General features: G+C 72.6%; 14 protein-coding genes. 10 read left to right on the forward strand and 4 right to left on the reverse strand.

Annotated features, from left to right (window positions below; genetic code table 11):
* The first annotated feature begins 69 nt into the window (after positions 1-69).
* The 5 genes from ABZ016_RS25965 (at position 70) to ABZ016_RS25985 (ending at position 6,440) form a co-directional block, all read left to right on the forward strand.
* On the forward strand, positions 70-1,395 hold the full coding sequence (locus tag ABZ016_RS25965) for a radical SAM protein (protein ID WP_356919086.1): 1,326 nt from the start codon (positions 70-72) through the stop codon (positions 1,393-1,395).
* A 235-nt stretch (positions 1,396-1,630) separates the two neighbouring features.
* A complete protein-coding gene (locus tag ABZ016_RS25970) occupies positions 1,631-3,148 on the forward strand; it encodes a cellulose-binding domain-containing protein (RefSeq protein ID WP_356919087.1) in 1,518 nt (505 codons plus the stop codon).
* A gap of 197 nt (positions 3,149-3,345) precedes the next feature.
* Positions 3,346-4,452 carry a ribosome small subunit-dependent GTPase A gene (gene rsgA, locus ABZ016_RS25975; protein ID WP_356919088.1) on the forward strand — a complete coding sequence of 369 codons (1,107 nt, stop codon included), beginning with the start codon at positions 3,346-3,348 and terminating at the stop codon, positions 4,450-4,452.
* Positions 4,453-4,527: 75 nt separating this feature from the next.
* Entirely contained in the window at positions 4,528-5,940 is a 1,413-nt protein-coding gene (locus tag ABZ016_RS25980; RefSeq protein ID WP_356919089.1) for an AlkA N-terminal domain-containing protein, read from the forward strand.
* Positions 5,940-6,440, forward strand: coding sequence for a methylated-DNA--[protein]-cysteine S-methyltransferase (locus ABZ016_RS25985; RefSeq protein WP_356919090.1), 501 nt, complete (start codon positions 5,940-5,942; stop codon positions 6,438-6,440). The genes ABZ016_RS25980 and ABZ016_RS25985 overlap by 1 nt, the downstream gene beginning before the upstream one ends.
* A gap of 16 nt (positions 6,441-6,456) precedes the next feature.
* Here ABZ016_RS25985 and ABZ016_RS25990 read toward each other — a convergent pair whose 3' ends face one another.
* Complete coding sequence (locus ABZ016_RS25990; protein WP_356919091.1) at positions 6,457-6,939, reverse strand: DUF456 domain-containing protein; 483 nt, start codon at positions 6,937-6,939, stop codon at positions 6,457-6,459.
* A gap of 210 nt (positions 6,940-7,149) precedes the next feature.
* On the opposite strand from ABZ016_RS25990, the gene ABZ016_RS25995 reads away from it, so the two are divergent.
* Complete coding sequence (locus ABZ016_RS25995; RefSeq protein ID WP_356919092.1) at positions 7,150-8,790, forward strand: protein phosphatase 2C domain-containing protein; 1,641 nt, start codon at positions 7,150-7,152, stop codon at positions 8,788-8,790.
* 66 nt (positions 8,791-8,856) lie between these two features.
* The gene (locus ABZ016_RS26000) at positions 8,857-10,599 is read left to right on the forward strand and encodes a pyruvate dehydrogenase (RefSeq protein WP_356919093.1); all 1,743 of its coding nucleotides are present in this window, start codon (positions 8,857-8,859) and stop codon (positions 10,597-10,599) included.
* Here ABZ016_RS26000 and ABZ016_RS26005 read toward each other — a convergent pair.
* The gene (locus ABZ016_RS26005) at positions 10,596-11,981 is read right to left on the reverse strand and encodes a helix-turn-helix domain-containing protein (protein ID WP_356919094.1); all 1,386 of its coding nucleotides are present in this window, start codon (positions 11,979-11,981) and stop codon (positions 10,596-10,598) included. The genes ABZ016_RS26000 and ABZ016_RS26005 overlap by 4 nt on opposite strands.
* 233 nt (positions 11,982-12,214) lie before the next feature.
* On the opposite strand from ABZ016_RS26005, the gene ABZ016_RS26010 reads away from it, so the two are divergent.
* Positions 12,215-12,835, forward strand: a complete 621-nt coding sequence (locus ABZ016_RS26010) for a hypothetical protein (protein WP_356919095.1) — start codon at positions 12,215-12,217, stop codon at positions 12,833-12,835.
* A gap of 427 nt (positions 12,836-13,262) precedes the next feature.
* Complete coding sequence (locus ABZ016_RS26015) at positions 13,263-13,745, forward strand: ATP-binding protein (RefSeq protein WP_356919096.1); 483 nt, start codon at positions 13,263-13,265, stop codon at positions 13,743-13,745.
* 58 nt (positions 13,746-13,803) lie between these two features.
* Here the strand turns inward: ABZ016_RS26015 and ABZ016_RS26020 are convergent, their stop codons facing one another.
* Positions 13,804-14,856 (reverse strand): DUF2637 domain-containing protein, encoded by a 1,053-nt coding sequence (locus ABZ016_RS26020; protein ID WP_356919097.1) that lies wholly within the window; start codon positions 14,854-14,856, stop codon positions 13,804-13,806.
* A gap of 303 nt (positions 14,857-15,159) precedes the next feature.
* On the reverse strand, positions 15,160-16,011 hold the full coding sequence (locus ABZ016_RS26025) for a (2Fe-2S)-binding protein (protein WP_356919098.1): 852 nt from the start codon (positions 16,009-16,011) through the stop codon (positions 15,160-15,162).
* A gap of 164 nt (positions 16,012-16,175) precedes the next feature.
* Here ABZ016_RS26025 and ABZ016_RS26030 point away from each other — a divergent pair, with 164 nt between their 5' ends.
* Entirely contained in the window at positions 16,176-16,985 is an 810-nt protein-coding gene (locus tag ABZ016_RS26030; protein ID WP_356919099.1) for a GntR family transcriptional regulator, read from the forward strand.
* The last annotated feature ends 103 nt before the right edge of the window (positions 16,986-17,088 follow it).

Below are 17,088 nucleotides of genomic sequence, written 5' to 3' on the forward strand. Positions count from 1 at the left end.
GGTGCGGCTCCCGTGCTCGTGGAGGCATACCGTGAGGAGTCGTACGTCCGAACCGGGAGGAGAGACGGGATGGGCAGCGGCAGCCGTACCGCGCTGGTCGAGGATCTGATGGAGCGATTCCCGCACGTTCCGCGGGAGGCCGTCTTCAAGGAGGACCTGCTCCGGGGCGGCGTGGCCTTCGACCCGTCGGCCCTCAGCGACAACGAGGGCGGTGAGGTCAAGCCGAAGTCGTACTTCATCTTCTCCTTCGACCACGGCACCCTGCCCGAGCTCGGCGAGGCCGCGCTGCGCCGGCCGCCCGAGGAGATCGTCCTCACCGGCGGCCCCTACGACCTGCGCCGCACCGTCGTCTCGGTCCGCGTGAACCCCTCGTCGCCGTACCGCGTGGCGGCGGGCGAGGACGGGATGCTCGGCCTCTACCTCGACGGCAGGCGCATCGCCGACGTGGGCGTGCCCCCCATGCCGGAGTACTACCGCCACAAGCTCTCCAACGGCAAGTCGGTCATGGAAGTGGCCCCGACCATCCAGTGGGGCTACCTGATCTACCTGACCGCGTTCCGCGTCTGCCAGTACTTCGGCGCCAAGGAGGAGTGCCAGTACTGCGACATCAACCACAACTGGCGCCAGCACAAGGCGGCGGGCCGTCCGTACACGGGCGTGAAGGACGTCGACGAAGTCCTCGAGGCGCTCGAGATCATCGACAGGTACGACACCGCGAAGGCGTCCACCGCGTACACGCTCACCGGTGGCGCGATCACCACGAAGGTCCAGGGCCTGGACGAGGCGGACTTCTACGGGCGGTACGCCAAGGCCATCGAGGAGCACTTCCCGGGCCGCTGGATCGGCAAGGTCGTCGCCCAGGCGCTGCCCAAGGACGACGTGCAGCGCTTCAAGGACTACGGCGTGCAGATCTACCACCCCAACTACGAGGTGTGGGACGAGTACCTGTTCAAGATGTACTGCCCCGGCAAGGAGCGCTACGTCGGCCGCGACGAGTGGCACAAGCGCATCCTCGACTCGACCGAGGTCTTCGGCGCGCGCAACGTCATCCCCAACTTCGTGGCGGGCGTGGAGATGGCCGAGCCGTTCGGCTTCACCTCGGTCGACGAGGCCATCGACTCCACCACCGAGGGCCTGCGCTTCTTCATGTCGCACGGCATCACGCCCCGCTTCACCACCTGGTGCCCGGAGCCCACGACCCCGCTCGGCAAGGCCAACCCGCAGGGCGCGCCCCTGGAGTACCACATCCGTCTGCTCCAGGCCTACCGGCAGACGATGGAGGACTTCGGTCTCTCCTCGCCTCCCGGCTACGGTCCGCCCGGCGCCGGCAACGCGGTCTTCTCGGTCAGCTCCTTCATGGACAGTCTGCCGGCGGACGCGAACACCCCCGTCTGATAACGCTTTGATGACATCGTCCATCATTGCGTCACGGCGTTGAGTCACAGGGCGGCCGGGTCCGTACGACACACCGAGGCCGGAGTCGTGGGGGCACATCCGCCCTGTCCTGACATCTGAACAGGGCGCTTGTCAGTTGTGTGGGAGGCGTGAAAAGCTCTTGCCCTGCCGCGAGGTTCCCCCCAACTCCATTGCCGCTGTGGTGAGTTGATCTCGCTTTGGATGCAGGAGACTCATGCCCGACCTGCCGACCCCTCAGGACGCCGCCGAGGCCGCGCTGTTCTCCGAGTGCTGGGACGCGGTCCTCGCCTACGCCGATCTGTGCACGTCCGGCTCCACCGCCGCCGCACAGCTCGGCCGCGAGGCGTTCGCACACGGCACACGTGAGGCCCGCGCGGCCGAAGCCGGCCCGGCCCGGAACGCCGGCCGCCGTCCCGCCCGGCTGCCCCGCATACCCCTGCTGCTGACCGCCGTACGCACCACGGCCGCGGCCTGGGAGGAGGAGGGCCAGGGCCACAAGCTCGACCCCGACCTGCGCCTGTGGCTCAACTCCGACAAGGCCGCCCGCTACACCGGACCGCCGTTGCGGCGCCCGCTGGCGCTGCGCGGCCTGCGCGACCTCCAGCAGGCCGACGCGGAACTGCTGTGGCTGGTCGAGGTCGAGGCCCTGCCGCTGTCCGTGGTCGCCCGCAGGCTGGGACTCGACCCGGACGCCGCCGCCGAGGAACTCCAGCAGGTGCGCACCCTGTTCCGGGACCGCTGCCACCGCAACCACCTCGACACGCCGATGGACGCGCAGTGCCGCAGCTACGCCCGGCTGCTGGACGCCGTCACCCGCTCCTCCGCCGCCGACGCCCCGGGCGACCTCTCCCGGCACCTCGCCACCTGCGTGCAGTGCGCCGAAGCCGCCGCCTGTCTGCGCCTGCACGGCGGCGGACTCCCCGGGGCACTGGCCGGCGGGGTGATCGGCTGGGGCGGGCTCGCCTACCTGGAGCGCCGCCGTCGCGCCGCCGAGGTGCGGCTCGGCGCCGGCCGTCCCGGCCCGGCGGGCAAGGCGGCCGGTGAACCGGAGGACGGGACGCAGAAGGCGCGCGTCGCCCGGAACGGCCTCCTCGTCGCCGCCGTCCTGGTCTCCGCGCTCGCACTCGGCGTCTCGATGATGCCGTTCGGCGGCGGGGACGACCTCGGTGCGCGCGGCGACGCCGACCGCCAGCCAGTGGCCGACCCCAACCCCAACCCGGCCCTGCCGTCCGTCCCCTCGCTGCCCCCCGCGACCTCGAAGCCCGCCGCCACCGCCTCCGAGGACGAGAAGCGCACCGGGAAGCCCGGCGAGCCGGAGGACGGCAACGACGAACGCCGGACCGAACCGCAGGGCACCTCCTCTCCCACCACCTCCTCTCCCACCGGCCGGACCGAACCCGACGAGAGCGAGGAACCCGCCTGCCGGGTCGAGTACGACCTCGTCAACCAGTGGCCCGACGGCTTCCAGGCCACCGTCACCGTCACCAGCAGCGCGGCCCTCGACTCCTGGCGCGTCTCCTGGGCCTTCCGGGACGGCCAGCGGGTCGGCCAGATGTGGGACGCCTCCGTCTCCCAGGACGGCTCCCGCGTCACCGCCACCGCTGCCGACTACAACAAGTCCGTCCCCGCGGGCTCCGACCTCGCCTTCGGCTTCATCGCCTCCTGGCGCGGCAAGAACTCCCCGCCGTACGACTTCACCCTCAACGGCCACGACTGCGCGAAAAGCGGTTGACGCGACGCCGCCGTGACGGGATAGCGTTACGGCGGTTCCACGAAGGGTTCCGAGGCGAGTCGAGAAACGAGGAGGTGTTGACCGATGGCTGTCATTGCGATGGGCGCTGCCCGCATCCAGTTCATCAATTCCACCTCCTTGGCCGCCGGCTGACCCGACCGACGTCGGGCCGGGGCCGACCTTGGGAAGGGTCACCCTTGACTTCCAGCTCCGCCGCATCCGTTTCCACCGCGCTCGCTCCCTACGGCTGGGACGACTCCTGGGCCGAGGCCTTCACCCCGTACGAGGCCGACGGGCTGCTGCCCGGGCGTGTCGTCCGGGTCGACCGCGGGCAGTGCGACGTGGTCACCGCCGACGGCGTGCTCCGGGCCGACACCGCCTTCGTCACCCCGCACGACCCGATGCGGGTCGTCTGCACCGGCGACTGGGTCGCCGTCGAACCCGGCGGGAACCCGCGCTACGTCCGCGCGTATCTGCCGCGCCGCACCGCGTTCGTCCGCTCCACCTCCTCCAAGCGGTCCGAGGGGCAGATCCTCGCGGCCAACGTCGACCACGCCATCGTCGCCGTGTCCCTCGCCCTCGAACTCGACCTCGGCCGCGTCGAGCGGTTCCTCGCGCTCGCCTGGGAGTCCGGGGCGCAGCCCGTCGTCGTCCTCACCAAGGCCGACCTCGTCCCGGACGCCGTCACCCGCGCCCACCTCGTCCAGGACGTGGAGACGAGCGCGCCCGGCGTGCCGGTCGTGCTCGTCAGCTCCGTGGAGGGGGTCGGGCTCGACGTGCTGGCGGCGATCGCCGGCGGGGGGACGTCCGTGCTGCTCGGGCAGTCCGGCGCGGGCAAGTCGACCCTCGCCAACGCGCTGCTCGGCGCGGACGTCATGGCCGTCCAGGCCACCCGGGACGTCGACGGCAAGGGACGTCACACCACGACCACCCGCAATCTCCTCGCCCTGCCCGGCGGGGGCGTCCTGATCGACACCCCCGGACTGCGGGGCGTCGGCCTCTGGGACGCCGAGACCGGCGTCGGGCAGGTCTTCTCCGAGATCGAGGACCTGGCCGAGCGGTGCCGCTTCCACGACTGCGCCCACGAGGCCGAACCGGGATGCGCCGTGCTGGCCGCCGTCGAGACCGGGGAACTGCCGGAACGCCGGCTGGACAGCTACCGCAAGCTCCTGCGGGAGAACCAGCGCATCGTCGCCAAGACCGACGCCCGTCTCAGGGCGGAGATCCGCAAGGACTGGAAGCGGAAGGGAGCGATCGGCCGAGCCGCGATGGAAGCCAAGCGCGGACCCCACTGGCGTTCGTAGCCGGGGACGACGTGGAACGCGGTGTCCGATTTCCGCCAGCGGCATCCCCGCCGGGGGCGGAGACTGGACACCGTGATGGACGAGGAGACGGGGGAAGACCCCAGGTACGAGGCCGTGCGCAGCCGGGACGGGCGTTTCGACGGCGCCTTCTTCTTTGCCGTCGAGACGACCGGCATCTACTGCCGTCCGAGCTGCCCAGCGGTCACCCCGAAGCGGGCCAACGTACGGTTCTTCACCACGGCCGCCGCCGCGCAGGGCTCGGGCTTCCGGGCCTGCCGGCGGTGCCGCCCGGACGCCGTGCCCGGCTCCGCCGAGTGGAACGTCCGCGCGGACGTGGTGGGCCGGGCCATGCGGCTGATCGCCGACGGCGTGGTCGACCGGGAGGGCGTCGCCGGCCTCGCCGGACGGCTCGGCTACAGCGCCCGGCAGGTGCAGCGGCAGCTCACCGCCGAGCTCGGTGCCGGGCCGGTCGCCCTCGCCCGGGCCCAGCGGGCCCACACCGCGCGTGTCCTGGTGCAGACGACCGAGCTGCCGATCACCGAGATCGCGTTCGCCTCGGGCTTCGCCAGCGTGCGGCAGTTCAACGACACGGTCCGCGCCGTGTACGCGTCGACACCGAGCGAGCTGCGCGCCCTGGCCGCCCCGAGGAGCGGCCGGGGCCGCCGTACGGCCACCCCGACCGCCGGCATCCCGCTCCGGCTGGCCCACCGCGGCCCGTACCAGGCCGGACCCGTCTTCGACCTGCTGCAACGGGAGGCCGTACCTGGCATCGAGGACATGAGCGGCCCGCCCGGCGCCCGCACCTACCGGCGTACGCTCCGCCTCCCGTACGGGACCGGCATCGTCGCCGTCGACGAGCGGCCCGGCACCGCGCGGACCGGGCTCGGCGCCCACCCGGGCGGCTGGCTCGACGCCCGGCTGCACCTCACCGACCCGCGCGACCTCACCACCGCCGTACAACGGCTGCGGCGGCTGTTCGACCTCGACGCCGACCCCTACGCCGTCGACGAGCGCCTCGCCGCCGACCCCCGGCTCGCGCCCCTGGTCGCCGCCCGGCCCGGACTGCGCTCGCCCGGCACCAGCGACCCGGAGGAACTCGCGGTCCGCGCACTGGCCGGCCGGACGGAGGCGGAACGGCTCGTGCGGCGGTACGGCAAGGCCCTCGACGCGCCCTGCGGCAGCCTCACCCACCTCTTCCCCGAGCCGGCCGTCCTCGCCGGGGCCGAGCCCGGCGGCACCCTCGGGGCGCTCGCCGCCGCCCTCGCCGACCACGCCGTACGCCTCGACCCGGGCGCCGACCGGGACGACGCACAGGACGCCCTGCGTGCCGTGCCCGGCCTGGACGCCCGCACCATCGCCGAGATCCGCACCCGCGCCCTAGGCGACCCCGACGTGGCCCCGCCCGGGGCCGACGTCCCCGACAGCTGGCGCCCCTGGCGCTCGTACGCCCTGAACCACCTGCGCGCAGCAGGGGAGTGGGAGTTCTGATGACCCCGACGTACTGGACGAACGTGGCCTCACCCCTCGGGCCGCTCCTCCTCACCGCCGGCCCGGACGGCGAGCTGACCTCGCTGTCCGTGCCCGGGCAGAAGGGCGGACGCGTGGTCCGGGACGACTGGCGGCGCGACGAGGGGCCGTTCCGCGAGGCCGGGGAGCAGCTCGCCGCCTACTTCGCCGGGGAACTGAAGGAGTTCCGGCTGGCGTGGCGCACCGAGGGCACCGCGTTCCGGGAGCGTGTCTGGGCCGCGCTGGACGGCATCCCCTACGGCTCGACCGTCACGTACGGGGAGATCGCGGCGCTGATCGGAGCGCCCAGGGCGGCCGTACGGGCCGTCGGCGGGGCGATCGGGGCCAATCCGCTGCTGGTAGTCCGGCCGTGCCACCGGGTGATCGGGGCGGACGGCACGCTGACGGGGTACGCGGGCGGACTGGACCGGAAGGTGCGGCTGCTGACGCACGAGGGTGTCCTGGGCGAGCGTGTGCCGTAGGGGCGGGGAGCGGGGGTCATCCCCAGAAGACCGCGCCCAGCCAGGCCGCCGCGATCAGCTGGCAGGTGAACAGTTCGGTGAGGATGCTGGAGCCGCCCGAGCGCATGACCGTGCGCAGGGCGGTGACCGCCTCGGCGTGGCGGCCCAGGCGGAGGCGTTCGAAGAGGTAGATGCCGGCCAGGAAGCCGGGGATCGCGCCGAGGACGGGGAGCACCACGAAACCCAGGGTTGATCCGGCTCCGGCGTAGGCCAGCATGCGGCGGTTGGTGCCGCTCGCCCGCAACCTCCGGGGCGGCAGGGCCCAGCGGACGCCCTGGGAGACGAACATCAGGACCGTGGCCCCCACCAGGACCCACCAGGAGACCGGCTGCGGGTCCTTCAGCGCCCACCACATGACCGCGGCCCACACCAGCAGCGACCCGGGCACCGCGGGCAGCAGCACTCCGCACAGACCGAGCAGGATGACCAGCCCGACCATCAGGAGTTCCCACACTCCCATCTGACCAGACTGCCGGATTCGGGGAGAATACGCAGGTCAGGAGTGTTACAGCGGTCAGGACCGCAGGTCAGCCGGTCGCGGTGTCCAGGGCACCCGCATATCGCATGACCGTTCTACGGATCACTCGTCGGCGCCGTTCCCGTCGCCGTGACGGGCCGGTTTTTCCACAAGCCCCGTTTCCATCCGGCTCGTGCGGTGGACAATCAGGGCATGAGTCAGCAGGGGGGAAGGCCCAGCGGTCACGAGGACGACTGGTGGAGGCAGTTGTACGACGACTCCACCGACGACACGGGGCCCGCACCGGCACCCGACTCCCTGGACGACCGCTTCGCCTCGGCGGCGGGGGCGGTGGGGGACGGGGCGGATCAGGAGGCGGACGGGGAGAGGGGGGATGAGCGCCGGGCCTTCCGCCCGTGGAAGCGGGGCGGGCGGTCCGGCTCCGCCGGAGCGGAGCCGGTGGTGCCTGCGCCCCGGACGGGGTCCGCCGGTGCGCCGGACGCCCACCGCCCGGCCGACGGCTCCGCACAGCGCGCACCCTGGGAACCCCCGCCCGCCCGGTCCCCCGGGCCGGTGACCTTCCCGCCCGCTACGCCACCCCCAGGGCAGTCCGGACAGGCCCCAGCACCACCGCAGGTCCCGCCACCGCCGGAGATCCCTCCCTCCTGGCCCACCACGGAAGACCGACCGGCCCAGACGGAGGGTTCCTCCAGGGGCTCCGCGTTTCCCGACGGTGAATCCGGCACGTCCGCGTCCACCACCCCGGCCGATCCACCGCCCACACCCCCACGACCTACCGATCCACCACCGGCACCACCGCGGCCCGTCGACGCTCCGCTGCTCGACCGGCCCGAACCCCGGATCGAGCCGCCCGTGCCGCCCGCCGGGCGGGTACGGGGGCACGTGGGGTCCCGGCCGCCGACCTATGACGCCGAACCCACCGCGCTCCCGCCCGCCGACCCGGACGACCTCGACGACCTCGTCGCGGACACCGTCCTCGACGGGGCACGGTACGGGGTCTGCACCCTGCGGGCCGTGTCCGTGCGGGGGGACTCCGCGCGGTACCGGGGGGAGCCGCGGCGGGACTCGTTGCTCACCGCGCGGTTCGGGACGGGGGAGCAGGCGTTGTTGCTGGTGGCGATGGCGACCGGGGCCCGGGCCACGCCGGGGGCGCATCGGGCCGCCGCCGAGGCCTGTCACTGGATCGGTCGGGCCGTCGGGCGCAGCCACGCGCGGCTCGTCGCGGACATAAGGGCCGGCCGACGCGGTGACCTGAAGTCCGGCCTGCACCGCCTCACCGACCGCAGCCTCGGCAAGCTCCGCGCCAGCGCCGCCGAACAGGGCGTCGACCCGGACGAGTACGCGGCGAGCCTGCGCTGCCTCCTGCTGTCCGCCGACCCGGAGTGCCGAACGCGTGTCTTCTTCGGCGTCGGGCCGGGTGGCCTGTTCCGGCTGCGGGAGGGCGAGTGGCAGGACATCGAACCGCAGGTCACCGAGGTCAAGGGCGAACCCGTCCTGGGGTTCGGATCGCCGCCCCCCGAGACGCCCGAGGGCGACCGGCTCACCATGGACCTGGGCATCCCGACCCCGCCCAGCCCGTACGAGCCCGCCCCGGAACCGCCCCGCGAACCCTTCCGCTTCCGCACCTCCGTCGCCCGCCCGGGTGACACCCTGCTCATGTGCAGCGGCGGCTTCGCCGACCCCCTGCGCGGCGAACCCGAACTGGGCGAGTACCTGGCCGACCGTTGGTCCCGCCCCGAGCCGCCCGGACTGGCCGCGTTCCTCGCCGACTCCCAAGTGCGGGTCAAAGGTTACGCGGACGACCGTACGGCCGCCGCCGTCTGGGAGGCGTGACAGCGAGGCGTGTGACTTGATGGAACCCGGAGGGATCCGAGGAGACCGAAGGGGCAGACGAGAGTCATGGCCAAACAGAACGTCGCGGAACAGTTCGTCGACATCCTGACCCGCGCCGGAGTCAAGCGCCTCTACGGAGTCGTCGGCGACAGCCTCAACCCCGTCGTCGACGCGGTCCGCCGCAACTCCGCCATCGACTGGATCCACGTCCGGCACGAGGAGACCGCCGCCTTCGCCGCCGGCGCGGAGGCGCAGATCACCGGACAACTCGCCGCCTGCGCCGGCTCCTGCGGGCCCGGCAACCTCCACCTCATCAACGGCCTGTACGACGCCCACCGCTCCATGGCGCCCGTCCTCGCCCTCGCCTCGCACATCCCGTCCAGCGAGATCGGCCTCGGCTACTTCCAGGAGACCCACCCCGACCGGCTGTTCGCCGAGTGCAGCCACTACAGCGAGCTGATCTCCAGTCCGCAGCAGATGCCCCGGCTGCTCCAGACAGCCATCCAGAACGCCGTCGGCCGCGGTGGCGTCAGCGTCGTCTCCCTGCCCGGCGACATCGCCGACCAGCCCGCCCCGGAGAAGGCCGCCGAGACCGCCCTCGTCACCTCCCGGCCGACCGTCCGCCCCGGCGACGCCGAGATCGACCGGCTCGTCGAGATGATCGACGAGGCCGACAAGATCACCCTCTTCTGCGGCAGCGGCACGGCCGGCGCCCACGCCGAGGTCATGGAACTCGCCGGGAAGGTCAAGTCCCCGGTGGGCCACGCCCTGCGTGGCAAGGAGTGGATCCAGTACGACAATCCGTTCGACGTCGGGATGAGCGGGCTGCTCGGCTACGGCGCCGCGTACGAGGCCACCCACGAGTGCGACCTGCTGATCCTGCTCGGCACCGACTTCCCGTACAACGCCTTTCTCCCCGACGACGTGAAGATCATCCAGGTCGACGTCCGGCCCGAACACCTCGGCCGCCGCTCGAAGCTGGACCTCGCGGTCTGGGGCGACGTACGGGAGACGCTGCGCTGTCTGATCCCACGGGTGAAGGAGAAGAAGAACCACCGCTTCCTCGACCGCATGCTGAAGAATCACGCGGACGCGCTGGAGGGGGTGGTGAAGGCGTACACCCGCAAGGTCGACAAACACGTGCCGATCCATCCCGAGTACGTGGCGTCCGTGCTCGACGACATCGCCGCCGACGACGCCGTGTTCACCGTCGACACCGGCATGTGCAACGTCTGGGCCGCCCGCTACATCTCACCCAACGGCCGCCGCCGCGCCATCGGTTCCTTCTCCCACGGCTCGATGGCGAACGCGCTGCCCATGGCCATCGGCGCCCAGTTCACCGACCGGGGGCGGCAGGTCGTGTCGATGTCCGGCGACGGCGGGTTCTCCATGCTGATGGGCGACTTCCTGACGCTGGTGCAGTACGACCTGCCCGTCAAGGTCGTCCTCTTCAACAACTCCTCCCTCGGCATGGTCGAGTTGGAGATGCTGGTCGCCGGGCTTCCGTCGCACGGCACGGCCAACAAGAACCCCGACTTCGCGGCCGTGGCCCGCGCCTGCGGCGCCTACGGCGTGCGGGTGGAGAAGCCCAAGGACCTCGCCGGGGCCCTGAAGGACGCCTTCAAGCACAAGGGCCCGGCCCTCGTCGACGTCGTCACCGACCCCAACGCGCTGTCCATCCCACCGAAGATCAAGGCCGAGATGGTGACCGGCTTCGCCCTGTCCGCCTCCAAGATGGTGCTGGACGGCGGAGTCGGCCGGATGCTCCAGATGGCCCGCTCCAACCTCCGCAACGTGCCCCGGCTCTAGCTGTACGGCCTCCACTTGCGTCCGAGGGTGTCGTACACGTAGCGGGGCAGGTCCGCGATGCCGCTGGTGCGGAACGGGCGGCCGTCGTCGTCGATGCGCACGGTGCCCGTGCGGCCCTGGGAGGACCAGTCCAGCTCCAGATACCAACGGCAGTCGCACGTGCTGGTCCCGGCCGTGACCAGCAGCACCTCGGGGTCCGTCGCCGAGACGCGGTAGGGCATGCGCACGGCCGGGATCGGCGTGCCGGTGTCGCTCCCGGCGACCGCGCGGGCGATGGGGCGCTCCTTGTCCAGGTCCACGTCGAAGTACCGGGGAGTGATCGAGCCGCCGCAGCCCTGGTCCATGGCGTAGGCGTTGCCCTCGGCCGGTGCCGTACGGCCCACCACGCGCACGCGCAGCGCCTCCAGCACGACGGCCGTGTCGCTGCGCCCCTGCACGGAGAGCTGCAGGAGCGTCTCGCCGCCGTGCACCGCGCCCTGCGTCGCCGCCCAGGGCGCCGCGTCCTGCGGTGCCGGGGGAGGGGGGACCTGGCCCGGCGGCTTCGCGATGACGTAGTCGTGACCGCAGCCGAGCTTCCAGGCCTGGGAGTTGACGGACCAGGTGAGGGGTGTGGCGGGGGCCTTTCCGGCGGTGGGCGGGGTGGTTTCCGGGGTGCTGGGTGCCGGGGAGGGCTTCCGCTTCTTCTGGGGGGTGGTGGAGGGGCTGGGCCTCTTCGCGGTGGGGGAGTCGCTCGGGGCGGTGGGCGAGGGGCCGTCCCGTTCGGGCGCCCTGACTTCCGTCGTGCCGGAGGCGGCGGGTCCGGCCGTACGGGCACGGTCGCCGGACGTGCGCCGCCCTTCCGGCAGCGCGGACAGGGTCCCGAGCGTCGCGAGCACCGCACAGGCGGCGGCCAGACCGACGACGGGTCGCCTGCGGCGGAACCAGGGGCGGTGGGGGAGCGGGGAGTCTTCGGCGGCCGGGAGTGGTGCCGACGCCGGGTGGTGCGCGGTTTCCGACACGGCCGCCGAGGGGGCGATGACGTCCGGTTCGTCCCCAGGGCTGCTTTCCGCGCCGGGCGCTGCCCCGTCCGTCGCGCCGTCGCCGGGGGCGGCGCCGGCCACCGCCCTCCCCGTTCGCGGCCGCTGACGTGCCGCCACGGCCAGGAGCCAGCGGCGGTGGAGGTCCAGGCGTTCCTCCGGGGAGGCTCCGCACAGCGCCGCGAAGCGTTCCACCGGGGCGAAGTCGAGGGGGACCGCCTCCCCCGCGCAGTAGCGGTGCAGCGTCGAGGTGTTCATCGCCAGCCGGCGGGCCAGCGAACCGTAACTGCGGTCCGTGCGGTCCTTCAGTGCTCTCAAGAGCGCCGCGAACTCCGCGACGTCGTCGACGTCCTCTGGTGCCGACACCGTTCCCCCGTCCTCGTCTGGTCCCACGCGGGCCCGGGACGGCATCCCAGGCACCCATGTACCTGCACGTCAGAAGGCCTGGGATGGTTCCACCGTGCCGGATCGGGCGAGAGCTGTTGCGTCCGCCCGCCGTGACCGCTGATGCTCTTGGTGTCGCACCGACCAGGCCCGGGCCGACCAGCCCGCGCCGCGGCGACCTCTGACATCCACGTACGTACCCACGGGGGACACCCATGTCCATGCGCACTCGAGCCGGAGCGCTCACCGCACTCACCGTCGCCGCCCTCGCGGCCGGCACGATTCTCACCGCACCGGCCGGCGCCGCGCCGCGAGCCGCCTCGCCCAAGTTCCTGTCGGCGTCCGAGCTGCCCCCGCACCCGTCGTCGTCCTGGACCGCCGGCCCGGTCACCGAGGGGTTCCCGGAGGGACTCGGCTCCTGCGTGAGCACGGAGGGCGTGCCTTCCTACGACTACCGGCACCGGGAGTTCCGGACCGATCTGGACACCAGCGCCGTGCAGCTGACCGTCGTGGCGGACACAGCCACCCTGGCCAAGGCCCTGGCGAAGCACTACGACGACCTGATCCGCACCTGCGCCGACCGCATCGAGCAGAACGACCCCGACGTCGAGGCCGAGGGCCGGGACTACGGCACTCTGCCGGTCGAGGAGGGCGCCCGCGTCCGCGGCCTGCACACCGAGACCTCCTGGGGAGCCACGGACATCTCGCTGCTGTCCGTCGGACGGGACGGCCGGACCGTCACCGTCGTGTCGTGGGGCCAGATGGGCGACTTCGACGACGCCCCGGTGGCCGCCTTCAAGAAGACGACCACCACAGCCGTCAACAAGCTCTACTGACGACGCGGCGGACCGCGAAGGACCGGGGCCGTCCTCCCGCCACGGGGGTCGGGAGGACGGCCCCCACCGGCCGGCGCCGGAGGGGAGACCGACGTACTTCGGCCAACTTCCCCGGACCATCGCGCACGGGGACCGGCCGCCTCGACCGCCGGTCGCGTACGGAGGGATCGGCAGCCGGCCATCGGCCGTTCGTCCGATCTCCGGCGGTCAGCCTCCACCGCGGTACCCGCACCGGCTACCCTCTTGTCCCCCTGCCCTCCTCCGCCGTGCCGCTCGGAGCCGCTCCGCCCGGCCCGCCCGCCGTGTCCGTGTGGCCGAACACCCGGTCGTTGACGATTCGACATGACTGCTGCGTTCCCGATGGGGCATGGATCCCCGTGAACGTGTTCGAGCAGGGGGAACCGACATCGGCGCGCAGGCGGGGGTCATGGAGAGGCAGGCACGAGGAGGCGGTCCCACGACCATCGGGACCCTCTCGACGAAGACGGCGGAGGACGAGACCGAAGACGTCACGGAGCAGCCGCAGGCGCCCCAGTTGAAGCGGAGACTCGGGCGGGCGGACCTGCGGGCCGTGCCGGAGGCCCGCAAGGCGCTGCGGGACCTGCTGGGACAGTGGGGGAAGCACGGACAGTCCGACGTGGCGGAACTGCTCACCAGCGAACTCGTCACCAACGCGATCGTCCACACCGACCATGACGCGGTCCTGACGGCCACCGTCGGACCCCGTGGACTGCGGGTGGAGGTACGGGACTTCGTGGCCCGCAGACCCCGGCTGCGCATACCGGTCGCCGACGACGGTACGAACGGCCGGGGCCTGTTCCTGGTGCAGTCCCTCGCGGACGCCTGGGGGGTCAGGGCACATGGCGTGGGAAAGGCCGTCTGGTTCGAACTCGGGGCCGAGGCGGCGTGAACGGCGAAGGGGACGCGGCCCGCGGGCCGCGTCCCCTTCCGTCCGGTGTGCCGCTCGGTCAGCCGAACTGCTGCTCCAGGTCCTTGAGCTTGCGCTCCAGGGAATCCAGGCGGGGCAGCGCCATGGTGTCGTCCTCCGCGGTGAGGTCGACGGTCACGGGATCAGTCCCTTTGCGGACCGGCTGAAGGGAGGGACGCGAGCGGACGGGCAGGGGCTCCGGTGCGGATATGGCAGGCTCCGCTGAGACCTGCGAGGAGCCGCGCTCCACCTGCACCTCCAGCTGCCGGCTGCCGCCATTGCCGCCGCCGCGGCCGAGGTAGCCGCGGTGACCCCGGCTGATCGCCTTCAGCTGGGCCCGTTCCACGCGCTGCTGGTCCCGGCGTCGCTGCCGGGCCTCGTCCTTCTTGCGCTTGTCGTCGCGCACCTCGTCGACCGCCTCGTCGAGGCTGCGCACACCCTCCAGGAGCATCAGCGACCAGGCCCTGTACGTCTCCCGGGGGGCCCGCAGCCAGCGCACGATACGGATCTGCGGCAGCGGGCGCGGCACCAGGCCCTGCTCCCGCAGGGCGGCGCGGCGGGTCTGCTTCAGCGCGCGGTCGAAGAGGACCGCCGCCGACAGCGACATGCCCGCGAAGAAGTGGGGCGCACCCGCGTGGCCGAGCCCCCGGGGCGCGTGCACCCAGTTGAACCAGGCCGCGGCGAGCGCGAACGTCCAGACCAGTATCCGGGAGCCGAGCGCCGCGTCACCGTGGCTGGCCTCGCGCACCGCGAGCACGGAGCAGAACATCGCCGCGCCGTCCAGGCCGAACGGCACGAGGTACTGCCAGCCGCCGGACAGGCCGAGGTTCTGTTCGCCGAAGCCGACCAGGCCGTGGAAGGAGAGCGCGGCGGCGACGGCCGCGCAGCAGAACAGCAGGACATAGGAGACGGTGCCGTAGAGGGCTTCCTTGCGTCTGCGGCGTTCCTCGCTGCGCTCCCAGGAATCGTCCGCGCTCGTGTCCTTGACCGAGGAGCGCTTGCCGCGCGCGAGCACCGCCACCGCCGCCAGCATGCCCAGGAAAAGCACGGCGCCCGGAAGCAGCCAGTTCAGCGATATGTCGGTCAGTTTCATCTGGGTGGTCCCTTGCAGTGGGATAGGGCGTAACGCCCGCCATAGTGGCCCAATCCCATCGGCCCTCAGGGGGTTTCGGGGCAAGAGGCCGCCAAGGAAGTGCAAGGGAATGCCCAGGGCGGCGTTCTGCTCGAACTACCGCTTGAAGGGCGGGAGTTGAGTTCGAGAAAGAGTACCCGTACGGGTGGTTCCCCGGAGTTTCCGTGACCCGTGAGGATGGTGTGAATCGGCTGCGGGCGTGTGGGTGCCCGGTGCGGTGATGATCTTATGGGGTGAAGAGGTGCCGCTCGGTCCGTCCGTGGCTCAACCGGCCGTCGCCAGCAGCTTGGTGACCCGGTCCGTGTCGCAGGTGCGCGGGCAGGTGGCGCAGGTGTCGTCGGGGCGCAGGGTGTAGAACATGCAGCAGCTCGCCCGGTCCCGGGTGCGCAGGGGCTCGCCGCCGGGGCCGGACAGCTCGCGGAAGGCCGCGGTGCCCACGTACGGCTTCGTCGCGCCCGGCAGGAGCAGTTCCAGTTCGCGCATCGCGCGCCGTTCCTCGATCTCGCCGAACAGCTGGGCGACATACCAGAGGCCCTCGACGATCTCGTCCGTCGCCATGCCCCACAGGGCCCGTCCGCGGCGCCGCATCCGGGGGCCGAAGCCGGTCAGCACCGGTTCCATGTGCTCGGCGACCGCCGCCCGCACCTCGGCCCGCAGCGCTTCCTCGTCCGGGACGACCCGGGCACCGGGCAGCGCGGCGGCCTCGTCGCCGGGCAGACAGGCGAAGCCGGCCGGGCGGACGGCCATCCGGCCGATGACGTGGTCGGGGGAGGTGCGGTCGTAGGAGACGTGCGTCACGGGGTAGTGGGGGACGCGGCGGTTCAGGAACCAGGGGACGGTGATCAGGAGACAGGCGGGCCAGGCGTACCGGTGCAGGCCGAAGCTGGCGATGACGTCCGGGCGGGCCTGCCGGCCGTAGTCCCGGCGGATCTGGGTGTCGTCCCAGGCCAGGAACGCGTCGAGGTCGGGGCCGGCGGCGGCGAGGGAGGTGGCGGTGATCCAGCCGTCGCCGTGCGGGGTGTCGTCCTCGGGACGCAGCTCGGTGACGGAGAGTCCCGGGAGGACCTCGGCCAGGCGGGCGTAGGCGCCGGAGACGGCCGAGCCGGGCACGGGCATGCGATCACCGATCCACGTCGTCGAACTGGTGGTTGAGAGGTAAGCCTAACCTTATCTGAGATCGCTGGGATTTGAACTGGCGGCCGGTGCGCTTATGGTGCTTGACGGACGAGTAACAACCCGCCGTAATGACCCCAAGTACCGATACGTCCGGAGGAGGACCCGTGAAGCAGGGTGCGCAGGGCTCCACCGGGGAGGGGGCACCACGGGTACGGGCGGGTACGGGGGTGCCTTCCGGGTCCGGGGAGGCCGGGCGGGTCGGGCAGGCCCGGGTGCCGCAGCAGGCCGGGGCCGTGCGCGGGGAGCACACGCACAGTGAGCCCGCTCCTCCGGTGCACCGGCCCGTCGTGCAGCGGGCCTCGGTCCGCGGGCAGATCGTCGACGCGTTGCGGGCCGCACTGGTGGCGGGGGACCTCAAGCCCGGGGAGGTGTACTCCGCGCCGGTGCTGGGCGAGCGGTTCGGGGTCTCGGCGACGCCGGTGCGGGAGGCCATGCAGCAGCTGGCTCTCGAGGGTGCGGTCGAGGTCGTGCCGAACCGGGGGTTCCGGGTGGTGGAGCGCGGGGCGCGGGAACTGGCGGAGCTGGCCGAGGTACGGGCGCTGATCGAGGTGCCGGTGATGCTGAGACTGGCCCGTACGGTGCCGGCCGAGCGGTGGGCCGAGCTGCGTCCCCTCGCCGAGGCGACGGTCCGCGCGGCGTCCTCCGGGTGCCGTGCGACGTACGCGGACTCCGACCGGGTGTTCCACCGGGCCGTGCTGTCCCTGGCGGGCAATGGGCAGCTGGTGCAGATCGCGGAGGACCTGCACCGGCGGGCGCAGTGGCCGCTGGTCGGGGCCGGTCCGGGCGCGCGGGGGCGGGCGGACCTGGTGGCGGACGCGCACGAACACACGGCGTTGCTGGACGCGTTGATCGCCCGGGACCTGGATGTGGTGCGGGCGCTGGTGGGGGAGCATTTCACGGGGGCGGTCGGCTGATCGGGCGGGATGCCTGCGGCGGCCTGTGGCTGCTTCGGTGGGGGTGCGCGTAGCGCCTTCCGGGGTGCGGTGGGTCGGGGCCGCGCCGGGGGGTGTCCGTCCT

It is taken from the genome of Streptomyces sp. NPDC006372, from assembly GCF_040612515.1.
Taxonomy (GTDB): domain Bacteria; phylum Actinomycetota; class Actinomycetes; order Streptomycetales; family Streptomycetaceae; genus Streptomyces.

What these genes read in the sequence shown, in the direction of transcription:
- ABZ016_RS25965 (WP_356919086.1), top strand. Translation starts at nt 70, where the DNA reads ATGGGCAGCGGCAGCCGTACCGCGCTGGTCGAGGATCTGATGGAGCGA.
- ABZ016_RS25970 (WP_356919087.1), top strand. Translation starts at nt 1,631, where the DNA reads ATGCCCGACCTGCCGACCCCTCAGGACGCCGCCGAGGCCGCGCTGTTC.
- ABZ016_RS25980 (WP_356919089.1), top strand. Translation starts at nt 4,528, where the DNA reads ATGGACGAGGAGACGGGGGAAGACCCCAGGTACGAGGCCGTGCGCAGC.
- ABZ016_RS25985 (WP_356919090.1), top strand. Translation starts at nt 5,940, where the DNA reads ATGACCCCGACGTACTGGACGAACGTGGCCTCACCCCTCGGGCCGCTC.
- ABZ016_RS25990 (WP_356919091.1), bottom strand. Translation starts at nt 6,939, where the DNA reads ATGGGAGTGTGGGAACTCCTGATGGTCGGGCTGGTCATCCTGCTCGGT.
- ABZ016_RS25995 (WP_356919092.1), top strand. Translation starts at nt 7,150, where the DNA reads ATGAGTCAGCAGGGGGGAAGGCCCAGCGGTCACGAGGACGACTGGTGG.
- ABZ016_RS26000 (WP_356919093.1), top strand. Translation starts at nt 8,857, where the DNA reads ATGGCCAAACAGAACGTCGCGGAACAGTTCGTCGACATCCTGACCCGC.
- ABZ016_RS26010 (WP_356919095.1), top strand. Translation starts at nt 12,215, where the DNA reads ATGTCCATGCGCACTCGAGCCGGAGCGCTCACCGCACTCACCGTCGCC.
- ABZ016_RS26015 (WP_356919096.1), top strand. Translation starts at nt 13,263, where the DNA reads ATGGAGAGGCAGGCACGAGGAGGCGGTCCCACGACCATCGGGACCCTC.
- ABZ016_RS26020 (WP_356919097.1), bottom strand. Translation starts at nt 14,856, where the DNA reads ATGAAACTGACCGACATATCGCTGAACTGGCTGCTTCCGGGCGCCGTG.
- ABZ016_RS26025 (WP_356919098.1), bottom strand. Translation starts at nt 16,011, where the DNA reads ATGCCCGTGCCCGGCTCGGCCGTCTCCGGCGCCTACGCCCGCCTGGCC.